The sequence below is a fragment of the Boseongicola sp. genome (assembly GCF_057460485.1).
Window position 1 is genome coordinate 1 of record NZ_JBVCWP010000080.1, and the last position, 14681, is coordinate 14681.

Genomic DNA, 14681 nt, shown 5'->3' on the forward strand with positions numbered 1-14681 from the left:
ACGAAGCCCTTCGCACTCACGGCGTTGAGGCCCTGCGCGCGGGCATCGATGTCGTGACCGTCTCCATTGGGGCTCTTGCCGATGCCAAACTTGAAGCGGAACTCGGCGACGCTGCGCAGGAAGGCGGGTCTGTGCTGCATCTGTCAAGCGGCGCAATCGGCGCGCTTGACGCTTTGCGGGCAGGCCGTGCCGGAACACTCGATAAGGTCACCTACACAGGACGCAAACCACCGAAAGGCTGGATGGGATCTCCTGCAGAAGACAAGCTTGATCTCGCCAACCTGTCCGAAGCCGCAACTCATTTTTCAGGTTCCGCCCGAGAGGCCTCGCTCGCATACCCCAAGAACGCAAACGTTGCCGCCGCCGTCGCACTATCGTCACTGGGTTTTGACAATACAGATGTCGAATTGATCGCTGACCCCTTTGCGACCTCAAACATCCATGAGGTCACCGCGACAGGGGATTTCGGCGCCCTGACCTTCGCAATCTCCGGCAACAGCCTGCCGGACAATCCGAGAAGCTCAGCCCTTGCAGCCATGAGCGTGGTCGCAAAAATTCTTGAGGATCGCAAACCGATCAGGTTCTAAAGCTGACTCGTATTAGTCGATGGACATCTTGTGAGACACGTTCTTTACGACCGTGTAGTGGTGCAAGCCTTCCTCGCCCCCCTCTCGTCCGTACCCGCTCCACTTCACACCCCCAAAGGGCGTTTCCGGCAACGAAGCTTCGAGCGTATTGATAGACAGATTTCCAGCTTCAACACCCTCGGCCATACGATCTGCGTTGGCCGCTGAATGTGTAAACCCATAGGCTGCAAGGCCATAGGGAAGCCGGTTTGCTTGGTAAATCCCCTCGTCCAATGACCCAACCGGATTTAGAATCGCTATCGGGCCAAACGGCTCTTCCGCCATGATGCGCGCAGTATCAGGAACATTCGCGAGAACAGTCGGCTCAAAGAAATACCCCTTGTTCCCAATCCGCGCGCCCCCGGCAAGCAAGTCAGCCCCTTGCTCAACCGCGTCCTCAACAAGCCGCGCCATTGCCTCAAGTCGCCGATCATTCGCAACGGGGCCCATTTCGATCCCTTCAATCAGGCCATCTCCAACAATCGTGGCGTTCGCCTTGGCGGTGAACGCGTCCGAGAACCTGCCAAACAAACCCTCATCGACATAGAAGCGAGTAGGCGACGTACACACCTGCCCTGTATTGCGATACTTTCGATCCGCACAAATCGGAGCAACCACAGCAGGATCCACATCGTCGCAGACAATAACCGGAGCGTGACCCCCAAGCTCCATCAAAACCGGAGTCATGTATTCTGACGCCATAGTTGTCAATTTGCGTCCTACAACCGTCGACCCAGTGAAGGCCACCAACCGAATTCTATTGTCAGGTATCAGGTGGGCCGAGATATCGGCCGGAACTCCAAAAACCAAATTCAACACGCCGTCCGGCAACCCCGCATCCTGAAATGCGCGCGCGATATGCAGCGCACCAGCAGGCGTTTCCTCAGCGGCCTTCAAAATCACCGAACACCCTGATGCCAGGGCCCCCGCAATCTTGCGCGCGGGTTGGCTCATCGGGAAATTCCACGGCGAAAACGCAGCAACCTGACCAACCGGCTGTCGCAATACCATGTGCCGCACTCCCTGAGCGCCGGGGATCACCCGCCCGTACAGCCTTTGCGCCTCGCCGGCATCCCACTCGAAAAACTCAGCACCCCGAATGACTTCAAGGCGAGCTTGCTTATAGGGTTTCCCATGCTCCAACGTGATCGAGTATGCGATCTTTTCGATGCGCTCGCGCATGAGCCGTGCGGCCCGAAGCATCACGTCGCTCCGCTCCCGCGGCGACACCTTGCTCCAAATCCGAAATCCCCTCTCCGCTGCATCAAGTGCATCATCAAGGTCCGTCTTAGCGGCGACCGGTACCTGACCAATCACCGCCTCGGTCGCCGGATTGAAGACTGGCAGGGTGTTCGCGGTCTTGCGCCATGCGCCATCGATAAAAAGGAAGAGTTCTGGGTATTCCATACGCACGCCGTCTCTTTTGCTGTGGTCAATGGCAAAAGCGCTTACGCATATGCCCTCGCCCACTTTACGGTATGACGGAATAAAAGCAGCGCCAACAGCCACCCAGAAAACTCGCGACGATTACCAACACGCGAATTGTTTATTGAATTGAACCTCATATCCCCGCACTCTTGCGACACCATCAAGGAGGGCTGGCATGTCGAAACTTAGCGCGTTCAACTTCAACGGCTGGATTGAAGAGCACAAACACCTGCTAAAACCACCCGTTGGCAATCAGCAGATCTGGGAAGACGCCGACATGATGGTCACAATCGTCGGTGGCCCGAACAAGCGCACCGACTATCACGACGATCCTGTGGAAGAATTCTTCTACCAGATTAAAGGCGATATGCTTTTGAAGCTCTATGATGGCAAGGAATTCTACGACGTCCCGATCCGGGAAGGCGAAATTTTCCTTTTGCCACCCCACATCCGCCACTCACCGCAGCGCCCGCAAGAGGGCTCCATCGGCCTTGTCATCGAACCAAAGCGCCAAATTGGCGAACTTGATGCAATCGAATGGTACTGCTTTGAATGCGGCGCCCGGGTCCACCGTGCCGAGATGCAACTTCAGTCAATCGTGCGGGATTTGCCCCCGGTCTATCAGGCCTTCTATGCGTGCCAAGACGCCCGAACTTGCCCCGACTGCGGCGTCGTTCACCCCGGCAAGGAAGCCCCAGAAGGGTGGGTTCAGCTTTAAAATCAGAAATTTAGTCGTTGACGATAGGTTTTTCGGAACGGCACCCTCATCAGAATAATGGCGCGGCCAAAACGCGCGCAAATATCTAGGGAGATAACAATGAGACTGAAAACTCTTCTTGCCGCCACAGCGCTTTGTGCGCTCGCAACGGCTGGTACGGCGCAAGACGCGCTGAAGATCGGCATGATTACCACACTTTCCGGCCCCGCCGGATATCTCGGAACAGATGTGCGCGACGGCTTCCTTCTCGCTATCGAAGAAGAAGGCGGAACTCTCGGCGGCGTGCCGGTTGAAGTCATCGTGGAAGACGACGGCTTGAAGCCGGAAAATGGCCGCGCCATCGCGGAACGCTTCCTCGAGCGCGATGAAGTCGAGATCATGACAGGTGTCATCTTCTCGAACATCGCACCTGTGGTCGCCCCGCTGACGCTGCGCGCCGGTCGCTTCTACATCTCGCCAAACTCCGGGCCATCGCAATTCGCCGGCAAAGCCTGCCACGAAAACTACTTCGTAGCATCCTGGCAGAACGATACACTCCACGAATCGGCAGGAATCGCAGCATCAAACCTAGGCTACAACAACGCCTACATCCTCGCGCCGAACTATCAGGCCGGCAAAGATGCACTGGCCGGGTTTAAACGCTTCTTCACAGGCGAAATCGTCGAAGAAACCTATACCCAACTTGGTCAAACCGACTACGCCGCCGAGATCGCGAAGATCCGCGCCGCCAAGCCTGAAATGGTGTTTCAGTTCCTGCCCGGCGGGATGGGCATCAACTTCATGAAGCAATACGATCAAGCCGGTCTGCGTGACGAAATTCCACTCGTTCTCGCCGCACCCTCTGCCGACATCAACATCCTGCGCGCAGTCGGCGCATCCATGCTGGGCGTTCAAAATACCTCGCATTGGAACCACGACCTCGACAATGCGGCAAACATCGCTTTCGTAGCAAGCTTCGAGGCAACCTACGATCGTTCGCCAACCGTTTACGCAAGCCAAGGCTACGACACGGCGCGCCTGATCGCGAGCGCGCTGCGCGCCACCGGCGGCAAGGTCACTGCTGATATGGATGGCTTCAGAGCCGCTCTGCAAGCTGCCGACTTTGAAGCGGTGCGCGGGCCTTTTAAGTTCAACACCAACAACCACCCCATCCAGAACTGGTACGGGCGTGAGGTGGTCGAAATCGACGGTGAATTCCGTAACAGAACGACTGGCATCATCGCCGAGAACCATTCTGACGCTTACGCGTCCGAGTGCCCGATGTAAGCTGTAAGCGCCGTAGGACAAAAGAGGGCTGGCCTCCCCGGGCCAGCCTTCGATTTTAACACCCCCGGACCAAAAAATGAGCCAGCTTTTCTTCGAGCAACTGCTGAACGGGCTGCAACTAGGCATGTTCCTGTTCCTCGTCTCGGCCGGCCTTACGTTGGTCTTCGGGTTCATGAACATTATCAACCTTGCCCACGGCTCGCTCTTTATGATCGGAGCCTACGCCGTCGCAGTCCTTACAGACCTAACTGGCTCTTTCTTCCTTGGACTCCTCCTGTCATTCCCAGTGGTCGCCGCCTTCGCGTTGGTCATCGAACTTCTCATCATCCGTCCGCTCTACCACCGCGACCACCTCGATCAGGTGCTTGCCACCTTTGGCCTCATTTTATTTTTTAACGAAGCCGTCTCGATCGTCTTTGGCCGCACACCCTTGTTCCTGAACGTCCCTGAAGCGCTCTCTGGCGCGGTGCAGATTACCGAGACATTCACCTATCCGCTTTACCGCATCACTATCATCGCGGTCGGCCTGATGGTTGCCGCGGTCCTGTGGTTCATCATCGTAAAAACCCGTACCGGCATGCGTATCCGGGCCGGAACAACCAACCCCGAAATGATCCGAGCCCTTGGCGTCAACATCCAGGCCCTAAACACCACAATCTTTGTCGTCGGAGCCCTATTCGCAGGCCTCGCGGGCGGTCTCTCCGCCCCCCTCACATCGGTAGAAGTCGGCATGGGCGAGAACCTTTTGATCCTCAGCTTCGTCTGTATCGTGATCGGTGGCATTGGTTCGATTCGAGGCGCTCTTTTAGGCGCGCTGACGGTTGGTCTTGTCGATACGTTGGGTCGCGCCTTTCTCCCTGACATCCTCGAACAATTCCTCGACCCTGCTACAGCAAACGGGGTCGGCGCAGCGCTTTCCTCTATGTCGGTTTACTTGTTAATGATTATCGTACTGGTCTTCAAACCAACCGGCCTTTTCCCTGTCATAAAGGCCGTCTGATATGCTCAGCGAAAAGCACCTCCCAGCATTCTACGCCCTCGGCGCGCTGCTCCTCGTTGTTCTGCCATGGATCCTCACCGCAGCCAATTCGTCCTACCTCATCTCAACTGCCACGCGCCTCGTCATCTTCGCTATCGGAGCCGTCAGTCTCGACCTCCTCATCGGCTACACTGGCCTCGTCTCCTTCGGCCACGCCGCTTTCTTCGGCGTAGGCGCATACGTCGTCGGCATCCTCGCCTTCCACAACTTCGAAGACACAACGGTTTTGGGCTTCGACGGCACTCTCACAGGCCTCATCGTCCTGCCCCTCGCCATTGTGATCTCCGCCCTTTTCGCTCTCATAATCGGGGCACTCGCTTTACGAACAAAGGGCGTTTACTTCATCATGATCACGCTATCCTTTGGCCAAATGCTGTTCTTCCTCTTCGTTTCCCTCGAGGCTTACGGCGGAGACGATGGCATGATGATGTTCGAAGGCCGCAACGTCCTGCCGGTCATCGACCTCAACGATCGCATCACGTTCTACTATTTCTGCCTCGCAATCTTCGCCGCGTTCTTCGCTTTCTGCCACCGTCTCGTCCGATCAAAATTCGGCCGCGTCCTTGCTGCGATTCGCCAAAATGAAGACCGCATGACATCTATCGGCATCCGCCCTTACAGCGCAAAGCTCCTGATCTTCGTTATCGCGGGCGCGGGCGCGGGCCTCGCAGGAGCGTTGATGGCAAACCACACCGAATTCGTCAGCCCCGGACTAACCCACTGGACCAAATCCGGAGACCTGATGATCGTCGTCATCCTTGGCGGTATTGGAACGCTCATCGGCCCCGTCATGGGCGCATTCGTATTTCTCCTTCTCGAAGAATTTCTGCCGATCATCTTCCACGAACTTGGTATGGACCTTCTCAAGGAACATTGGCGCGTTGTATTCGGGCCAATTCTGATCCTCATCGTCCTCTTTGCTAAAACCGGTCTCTACGGTCTCATCTTCAGGAAAAACGGGTGAGCCGCCCTATGCTGGACATCAAGAATCTCTCCAAGTCATTCGGTGCTTTGCAAGCAACCGAGAACGTCTCTCTCACTGTCAATGAGGGCACAATTCACGCTCTGATCGGTCCCAACGGAGCAGGCAAAACCACCCTCATCAGCCAAATCTCCGGTTATCTTACGCCCGATAGCGGCTCGATCACGTTCGACGGACGGGACCTCCTGGCGCTTCCGGCCCACAAACGCCCCCATGCCGGACTGGTTCGCAGTTTCCAGATTACCTCGGTCATTCCTGAATTCACCGTTCGCGACAACGTGGGTCTTGTTTTGCAATCTCTGGACAACCAGGTCTTCCAGGTTTTCGCCAAAGCAGGCTCAGATCAGGCCGAACGCGCCAAAGCTGACGCCATTCTTGAACGCACAGGCCTTGCGGACGAAGCTGACAGCCGCGCCGAAAATTTGGCGCACGGCCAGAAACGCCAACTTGAAATCGCAATGGCCCTCGCCGCCGACCCGAAACTTCTCCTCCTTGATGAACCAATGGCGGGTATGGGCGTCGAGGAAAGTCGCAATCTCACAACCCTTCTGACTAGCCTTCGCGGCACCACGACAATGCTGCTCGTCGAACACGATATGGACGTTGTCTTCTCGCTCGCAGACAGGATTTCCGTTCTCGTCTACGGCAAAATCATCGCAACAGACACACCCCAAGCGATCCGAGCCAACCGCGACGTGCAAGAAGCCTACCTTGGAACGCATGAACTCCACCAGGAGTACTCCGCCTGATGCTGACCCTTGAAAACGTCGAAACCAGCTACGGCTCGTCCCAAGTTCTCTTCGGAATTAGCCTGACACTCAAGGAAGGCGATCTTGTCATGCTCATGGGTCGCAATGGCATGGGTAAGACAACAACAGTCCGCACAATTACTGGCCTAACACCCGCTAAGGCGGGAACCATTCGATTCAACGGCGACACCATCACCCAACAGCGCCCATATCAAATCGGCCGCGCCGGGATAGCGCTTGTCCCGGAAGGCCGTCAGATTTTCCCAACACTCAGCGTCCGCGAAAACCTCGTTGCGACGGCTGCCAACCGATCTAACCGACCCGGCCCATGGGATCTCGATAAAGTATTCGCGCGCTTTCCACGCCTCAGGGATCGAGTGAACCAGCTTGGAAATTCATTGTCCGGCGGCGAACAACAAATGCTGGCCATTGGGCGCGCTCTGATGACCAACCCCATACTGTTGATCCTTGACGAAGCCACCGAGGGCCTCGCCCCCCTTATCCGCCAGGAAATCTGGTCCGTCCTAAGTGAACTGAAAGCTGAAGGACAAACGACCCTCGTGATCGACAAAAACCTCGACGATATGGCTCGCCTTGCTGATGACAATTACGTTCTCGTCAAAGGCCAGGTCGCTTGGCACGGAGACATCGCCGCCATGCGCGCTGAAGACAACTTTGCTGAAAAATATTTAGGAGTCTGAGGTTTGGAACACCCCTATCGCTGCATGACAATGGCCGACCTCGAAACACAATACGATGCCCGCGGCACGGTAAGCGACTTCGACGCCGAGATGCGCGCTTATCGCAACCTCAGCAATAGCGCCTATTCCAACCTCTCGGTCATCTGCGATATTGCCTACGGCCCTGGCGACGACGAACGCATAGATTTCTTTCCCGCCAAGGCGCCCAACAGCCCGCTGTTTGTCTTCATCCACGGAGGCTATTGGCGCGCTCTGGGCAGATCCGACTCAGCCTTTATGGCGAAATCGTTCGTTTCGATGGGTGTCGGTGTTGCAGTTGTCGAATATTCACTGGCACCGGCCGCGTCTCTGGGCCAAATTGTCGATCAAGTCCGGCGCGCCGTCTCGCACCTCACTCAAAATACGCAACGTCTGAGCTTTGACGCCGCTCGTGTCTACCTCGGCGGCTCGTCTGCGGGCGCTCATCTCGCAGCAATGGCACTCCAGCCGGACACCAGTGAATTAGGAAGCCCGGTCAAAGGCGCGCTTCTTGCAAGCGGTCTGTATGATTTGGAGCCCCTGCGCTTCTGCAAGCCGAACGATTGGCTGTCCCTGACAAAAGCCTTGGCGCGCTTAAATAGCCCGATGCAACTACCGGCCCCCGTCGACGTACCTCTTGTCGTTGTCTGGGGTGAAACCGAAACCACCGAGTTCAAACGCCAGAGTCAGGACTTCACCGCCAAAGTTTCCCAAGCCGGAGGCTCGGTCATCGAATTTGAAGTGCCCAACCGCAACCACTTCGATGTCATCGCTGATCTTGCAGACCCTGAAACACGTCTATTTCGAACAGCAATCGACATGATTAATGCGCCCAAAAAGGTGGTTTCGCCGAAGCCCTAGCTCCATCACGAAAAGAGACCGAGCCGTCCTCGCGGCTCGGCCAGTTGGCGCTGAGCAGGGAAGAAGCCAGCCCAGATTGTATTGGGTGACACAAGAGTTTCTGATTAAAATGTGTTCGAGATCAACAATCACTCGGTAATCCCCCCATTTTTAATGGGGCTCAGCCGTGGAATTCAGGCGGCCATTTTCAGTTTCATGGCGGGTGGTATGGCGCCGTGTTCAACCACGAGCGCAGCCTTTCCAACGGAGGTGCCTTCAAGCTAAACCGCGCCGCCAACGCACACGCCACCGTTTTTAGAAGGTATCTGGCTCTGAGGAAGTGATCACGAGCTTCAATATTCGCGTTTTGGTTGTGAAGCAGCAGAGCGAATATTCGGAAGTAAAGAAGTTTGACTGACTTTCTCCTCAATTCTTCGATTCCTGATAGGGTTGGCTTGGCTACAAATATGAACGTCGTTCATTTATTTGTTGACTCGCGATCGCCGCGCGCGTAACAATTTATTTGAACGCTGTTCATATAAATTCCTGGAGGTCGAGATGAATGTAATTTATTCCACAAAGCCAGTCGGAACCACGGGTTCAGATACACTTGATGGATCCGCTGATCTTGATTGCGCCGATCGCCGGGGCCCATTCAGAGGCTTCCTTGCCGTGGCGGCGCTTGGAGCCGCAGTCGCTCTTTCCGGGTGCGCTGCAGACAATCCCTTGCCCGGCGCTTCATCAACTAAGTTTATGAAGCCCACCCGCGACGCGCTTTTCAGCACCTTCGCAGCCTGCCTTCTGCCCGGCTTCAACGATACCCGCAGCTCTGCATATGCCGGACAGGCGGCGGAATGCAGATTTCGTTGAAATGACAATCAGCTCTCTTGCTTCGAGACACAAACACAACGGAAACCGAGTAATGCCCATAGTTCGGGGCTTTGAGCCATGAAACTACGTGCCGCTCCCGAACAAAAACAAAGGGATGCTTCCTTGATGAACGAGACACAAAACGGCGGCCGTTCACAACTTCTCCGGCCAATACTGGTAGCACTCAGTTTCATATTTTCTCTCCGGATCATCGCGCAGTACCTGCAACTCAACCGCGATTTGGACGGATTGCCGCGCTTTGATCTATGGCACACCGATACCATGCCCTATCCGGTTTTATTGGGCCTCCAGATACTGATATTTTTGACAATGCTCACCGTTACTTGGGGGGTTAGCCCAAATTCTCGGAGACCTCGCCTTGGCCGCGCACTCAAGATTGCAGCGTTCGTTTATGCACTGGCGATGTTTTTGCGTATGGTTATCGGCTTTCTCGAGTTGTCTTCATCGTCGTGGTTTGATGGAGCGGTATCATCCGCATTTCACTTCATATTGGCTGCTTTTCTGCTGACATTGGGCACGCTTCTAACGGCCGAAGAACCTTCCACATTCTGGGAGCATTTGGCCCGCAAGATTGCGGCTGTAGCTGCCTATCCGATCCTGATCATAAGCGGATTTACAATGTACGTCTGGCTGCGAGACACCGGCGCACCACTTCTCTTCTCATCTTATCTGAGCGCGCTTCTAGGGTTGGTTGGAATTATCCTGCACGAGACTCTTGCGCCTGCACGCAAGGACTGGCGCCCTCTTCTTAAGGAAGTAGTTCAGGACGGGCTTTTCGTTGCTTTTGTTCAGATAGGTGTCCCGGTCACATTGAAAGCGCTGACTTTGGCAATTCTTGTGGGCGTCTCCCAAAGCGAAGTGGTTGCGATAACTGGCTTTTGGCCACACGAGGCGCCTATACTGGTTCAAATCATGCTGATGTTGGTGGTGGCGGAGTTCTTTCGCTACTGGATACACCGGGCGCTTCATGTCTATGGCCCACTTTGGCGTCTTCATGCGGTACACCACGCATCTGACAAACTTTACACGATCAATGTTGGTCGATTTCATCCATTTGACAAAGCAATACAGTTCCTTGGAGACACAGCGCCTTTCTTATTGCTGGGCGTAAGCCCTGAAGTGTTCGGAACGTATTTTGTCCTTTATGCCATCAATGGCTTTTATCAACACTCAAACGCTGAGGTTAAGCTCGGGCCGCTCAACTATATCATTGCCGGCCCTGAGCTACACAGATGGCATCATTCAGCGAAGATATCTGAAGCAAATTCGAACTATGGCAACAACCTTATTATATGGGATACGATTTTTGGAACCCGGTATCTACCGGCGAACCGTGAGGTTGGGCGCGTCGGAATTGAAAATCGAAACTGGCCCAACAGTTTTCGCGCCCAACTCATGGCGCCGTTTACAACGCCAACGGACGCGACAGACAAATGATTGCCTCCGGCGCGATCACAAACCGACTGATAGATCTCGGGATGTATTGGATTTTGTCTGTGTATCGCGGTCCGGTCGAAAAAGCCTTCGCTGACCCTGCGAAAGTGCAGGAAAAACTATTGTTGAAAATTGTCGCTGCAAACGCCGAAACAGATTTTGGAAGACGGCATAACTTTGCAGCCATCCACGACATGAAATCGTTTCGTGAAAATGTGCCGGTGCAGACATTTGATACTCTGCAACCGTATATCGAACGACAAATATCAGGTGAGTCTGCTCTCACCATCGAGCCAACTGTATATTGCGCCAAGACCAGCGGAACGACTGGAAGAAGCAAGTTTATACCAGTGACCCAAAACGGGCTGCGTCAGATGCGTTTAACTCAACGACTATTGTCTTTGTCTACATGGCAAAGCACCGGGTTCTTCTCGGGGGCAATTCTAGGAATGGCCAGCCCACCGATCGAAGGGCGCCTGGAAAACGGTGTCGCTTACGGATCCAGTTCGGGAAGTGCCTATAAATCGCTCCCGCGCCTTCTCGCCGCAAAGTTCGCTATTCCCGCTCAAACCTTTGAGATTTGCGACGTCGCGGCGAAGTATCAGGTCTACGCACTAGCAGCTTTGTCACGCTCCGATATCAGCGGCATTGGAACGGCGAACCCTTCTTCTATTTTAAAAGTCTGCGAGATTATTGAGGCTGATCAGGAACTACTTCTTGATGCGCTTGAAACCCGCTCGGCCAAAAACCTTCATCCATCCGTTGTTTCGGTAGTCGGCGAAATCTTTCAGAAAATAGAGCCTGGGAGATTGCTAAGTCTGCGTCAGGCGCTTGAGACTGACTCTCGATTGTCGCCGGAAATCGTGTGGCCAAGACTCGCGGCGATTGCAACTTGGACTGGTGGAAGTTGCGGCGTCGCTCTTTCAAAACTTCGCCACAATCTACCCGCCTCAGTGAAGGTTGTGGAATACGGATACGCCGCAAGCGAATTCATGGGCACATTCAATTTCGATGCCCTTTCAAATATTTGTATGCCCTTGATTACCGAGCACGTGTACGAATTCGTTTTGCGTGAAGACTGGGATGAAAACAGACAACACTTCGTGGGAATCCATGAGCTAGTACACGGCAAAGAATATTATGTCTTTGTTACAACTCAGTCAGGCCTCTATCGCTATAATATCAATGATCTTTTGCGCGCCAAAACCGGCATCGGAGCCTGTCCAAGCCTGAGCTTTCTGCAGAAGGGACGCGGCGTTACAAATATTACGGGCGAGAAGCTCAGCGAGCATCAAGTAATTACGGCTGCGTCCACGTTGATCTCCTCTTTGGGGCTCTCTGTCAGTGGTTACATGTTTCTCGCTGACGAGACGGCAGCAAGGTATGAATTTCTGATCGAAACTAATGGAGGAGCTGACCCATATGCCTTTGCTGCATTCGTGGACCAGCAGCTTCAAGTAGTGAACAGCGAATACGCAGACAAACGTGCAAGCGACCGACTTTATCCCTTGATTGGGCGACGACTAAAGCCGGGAACAATGAGCGCATTGCGAGACCAAAGCGTGGCAGCAGGAGTGCGAGAAGCGCAATACAAACCCGTCATCCTAGGCTATCAGCGAGACTGGTCAGCAAAGCTTGCCCCCTGGGTAGTCTTGGAAGATGCAACATCTCCTGACGGGTCACGCTGATGTCGCCGGTCCTGAGATGGGGGCATTTTCCCAGCAAATTTCGATTCCGATTTTCTCATGCGTCTGCTTCTCGTGCAGCAACATCTAATATTATTGTGGAGGTTTCCGATCGAAGTGGGATCAGCGGATTTGGTGAAGGTTGCCCGCGAAGTTATGTTACCGGAGAAACTGAAGAAACCGCTCAGGTATTTGTCTCTAAGTACGGGCCCAACCTTGTTGAGTCTTGCGCGGATCAATCGACAATTCGGGAGTGGATCGAATCTCATGAAACTCAAGTATCTCAGAATCCAGCGGCCTTCGCCGCCGTCGAGATGGCGCTATTGGATTTTCTTGCGCGGCGTGATGGGTTGTCGATCGAGGAATATCTTGGGTATCCGCCTTTGCGTGCCCCGATGCGCTACAGCGCTGTGCTTGGTGACAGCTCACCTCTAAAAACCGGCATCGCGGCATTTGCATACTCAGTTGTGGGGCTGTCCGATTTCAAGATCAAGCTGAACACCAACCTCGAGCGTGACAAGCAAAAGCTCGCCCGGTTACCCCAACACGCGACAATTCGTGTCGATGCGAATAATCTGTGGAAAGCACCAGAGGTATGCATAGAGCACATCAACGCAATTGACCGCAATGTCTGGGCTATTGAGGAGCCACTTTCCGTAGGTGATGTCTCTGGAATGCAAAGGATATCCCAAGAACTGGGTGTCGCTATTATTCTTGATGAAAGCCTCATCAATGCCTCTCAACTTGATCAGTATTCGGGGCAGCCAGACAGCTGGGTTGCAAATGTCCGCGTATCTAAATGCGGTGGCCTTCTACGCTCAATTGAGCTTGCGCAGGCTGCGCACGCTCGAGGTATGAGCGTGATTCTTGGGGCGCACGTGGGTGAAACCAGTCTGCTAACCCGAGCGGCGATGACTGTCGGGCACGCACTAGGCAAGAGCCCGCTAGCCCGAGAAGGCGCTTTCGGTAAGATTCTGCTAAAGCAAGATCTTACGCAGTCACCGCTGACCTTTGGCAGATCAGGCATTCTGAATCCAGATCGTTATTCTCTCGCGCGAAAATCAGGTTTTGGACTGAGTATTGCCTCTGATCGAGTTGAGTGGAGTGCTTGAATTGAGCTACAGGGCCAAGCACGAGACCTGAAGGTCGGTATAGGTGGCCTTGTTGCAGGGATCGCGCCTCCGCGAATACTTGTGCGGACTATTCTCTTCAGGATGCTATAGATGCCGCACAAATTCAACGCCACGCGCCGTGACAAAATCCTCAAGCAGAAGTATCGGGTGACCAATTGGGCGGAGTACAATGAGAGCCTGCGTCGGCGTGGTGATCTGACGATGTGGATCAGCGAAGACGCGCTAGCTTTGTGGGCGGCTCCACGCCGCAAGACGCGTGGCGGGCAGTCACGTTACTCTGATCTGGCGATTGAAATGTGTCTGACTTCGGGTGTGGTTTTCACGCAGCCGCTGCGTCAAACCCAAGGCTTGATGCGTTCAATTGCCAAGCTTCTGGGGGTTGAGGTCGTAGTGCCAGACTTCTCCACCTTGTCGCGCCGGGGCAGCAGCCTAAAATCGCAAAAAGTCACGCGCCGACAACCACGCCGCGATCCATTTGGTCGTGGACAGTACCGGCCTGAAGATCTTTGGTGAAGGCGAGTGGTGCGTTCAAAAGAATAAAACAAAGGTAAAACGCAAGCATTGGCGCAAGCTGCATCTGGGGTTGGACCTTGTCAGCGGTGAGATTGTCTGCGACGAGCTGACGACAGATGAGGTTGGTGATCCGACAGCCTTACCGGGTCTGCTGGACCAAATAGCCGGCCCGGTCACCCAGTTTTTGGCAGACGGTGCATACGACGGTGGCCCAACACGCGACCTTCTTACCGCGCGTTTCGGATCGATGATTGAGGCCACAATTCCTCCTCCCAAGAATGCCAGCCCGAGCCCTGATGCGGCACAGGATCCGACGGTACGTGACTGCGATATCGCCGAGATCGCAGCCCGCGGGCGGATGGCCTGGCAGAAAGCCCCTGGCTACAATCAACGCAGCCGAGGTGAGACCCTCATGGGCCGCTAGAAAACAGTTATTGGGCCCAAGCTAAAGGCGCGCAACTTCGAAAATCAGAAAACAAAAGTCAAGATTGGCGTCCGGATTCTAAACCGGATGACTGGACTTGGGCGCCCGCATTTCGAACGCACCGCCTGAAATCCGTCTCGGGTAGGGCGCGTTTCCAGTTACAGCTGATCTGTGCAACAAGGCGGTCTGACACCACCCCTGAAACCCAAGCTGGATCTGACCGACGAAGAGCGC

13 protein-coding genes and 1 pseudogene are annotated in these 14681 nt (G+C 54.6%); 13 read left to right on the forward strand and 1 reads right to left on the reverse strand.

Annotation, left to right across the window (positions count from 1 at the left end; all coding sequences use genetic code 11):
* A partial coding sequence (locus AC221Y_RS11070; RefSeq protein WP_486707332.1) for an aspartate dehydrogenase occupies nt 1-587 on the forward strand: 587 nt, incomplete at its 5' end.
* Between the two features lie 12 nt (nt 588-599).
* Here AC221Y_RS11070 and AC221Y_RS11075 read toward each other — a convergent pair.
* Complete coding sequence (locus tag AC221Y_RS11075) at nt 600-2033, reverse strand: NAD-dependent succinate-semialdehyde dehydrogenase (protein ID WP_299756072.1); 1434 nt, start codon at nt 2031-2033, stop codon at nt 600-602.
* Nucleotides 2034-2229: 196 nt separating this feature from the next.
* On the opposite strand from AC221Y_RS11075, the gene AC221Y_RS11080 reads away from it, so the two are divergent.
* The 12 genes and pseudogenes from AC221Y_RS11080 to AC221Y_RS11135 all read left to right on the forward strand — a co-directional run bounded on the left by AC221Y_RS11080 (nt 2230) and on the right by AC221Y_RS11135 (nt 14576).
* Entirely contained in the window at nt 2230-2772 is a 543-nt protein-coding gene (locus AC221Y_RS11080; protein WP_299756075.1) for a 3-hydroxyanthranilate 3,4-dioxygenase, read from the forward strand.
* A gap of 99 nt (nt 2773-2871) precedes the next feature.
* A complete protein-coding gene (locus tag AC221Y_RS11085) occupies nt 2872-4038 on the forward strand; it encodes an ABC transporter substrate-binding protein (RefSeq protein WP_299756078.1) in 1167 nt (388 codons plus the stop codon).
* A gap of 76 nt (nt 4039-4114) precedes the next feature.
* Complete coding sequence (locus AC221Y_RS11090; protein ID WP_299756081.1) at nt 4115-5038, forward strand: branched-chain amino acid ABC transporter permease; 924 nt, start codon at nt 4115-4117, stop codon at nt 5036-5038.
* 1 nt (nt 5039) lies between these two features.
* Nucleotides 5040-6041 carry a branched-chain amino acid ABC transporter permease gene (locus tag AC221Y_RS11095; RefSeq protein WP_299756083.1) on the forward strand — a complete coding sequence of 334 codons (1002 nt, stop codon included), beginning with the start codon at nt 5040-5042 and terminating at the stop codon, nt 6039-6041.
* Entirely contained in the window at nt 6038-6808 is a 771-nt protein-coding gene (locus tag AC221Y_RS11100; protein ID WP_486707333.1) for an ABC transporter ATP-binding protein, read from the forward strand. The genes AC221Y_RS11095 and AC221Y_RS11100 overlap by 4 nt, the downstream gene beginning before the upstream one ends.
* Nucleotides 6808-7509 carry an ABC transporter ATP-binding protein gene (locus tag AC221Y_RS11105; protein WP_299756088.1) on the forward strand — a complete coding sequence of 234 codons (702 nt, stop codon included), beginning with the start codon at nt 6808-6810 and terminating at the stop codon, nt 7507-7509. The genes AC221Y_RS11100 and AC221Y_RS11105 overlap by 1 nt, the downstream gene beginning before the upstream one ends.
* A gap of 3 nt (nt 7510-7512) precedes the next feature.
* Complete coding sequence (locus AC221Y_RS11110; RefSeq protein WP_299756091.1) at nt 7513-8388, forward strand: alpha/beta hydrolase; 876 nt, start codon at nt 7513-7515, stop codon at nt 8386-8388.
* A 537-nt stretch (nt 8389-8925) separates the two neighbouring features.
* Entirely contained in the window at nt 8926-9237 is a 312-nt protein-coding gene (locus tag AC221Y_RS11115; RefSeq protein WP_486707334.1) for a hypothetical protein, read from the forward strand.
* 126 nt (nt 9238-9363) lie between these two features.
* Complete coding sequence (locus AC221Y_RS11120) at nt 9364-10695, forward strand: sterol desaturase family protein (RefSeq protein ID WP_486707335.1); 1332 nt, start codon at nt 9364-9366, stop codon at nt 10693-10695.
* The gene (locus AC221Y_RS11125) at nt 10692-12380 is read left to right on the forward strand and encodes a GH3 auxin-responsive promoter family protein (protein ID WP_486707336.1); all 1689 of its coding nucleotides are present in this window, start codon (nt 10692-10694) and stop codon (nt 12378-12380) included. The genes AC221Y_RS11120 and AC221Y_RS11125 overlap by 4 nt, the downstream gene beginning before the upstream one ends.
* Nucleotides 12380-13489, forward strand: a complete 1110-nt coding sequence (locus AC221Y_RS11130) for an enolase C-terminal domain-like protein (RefSeq protein ID WP_486707337.1) — start codon at nt 12380-12382, stop codon at nt 13487-13489. Before AC221Y_RS11125 ends, AC221Y_RS11130 begins: the two co-directional genes overlap by 1 nt.
* Before the next feature lie 111 nt (nt 13490-13600).
* A pseudogene (locus tag AC221Y_RS11135) lies at nt 13601-14576 on the forward strand (IS5 family transposase).
* Nucleotides 14577-14681 lie beyond the last annotated feature (105 nt).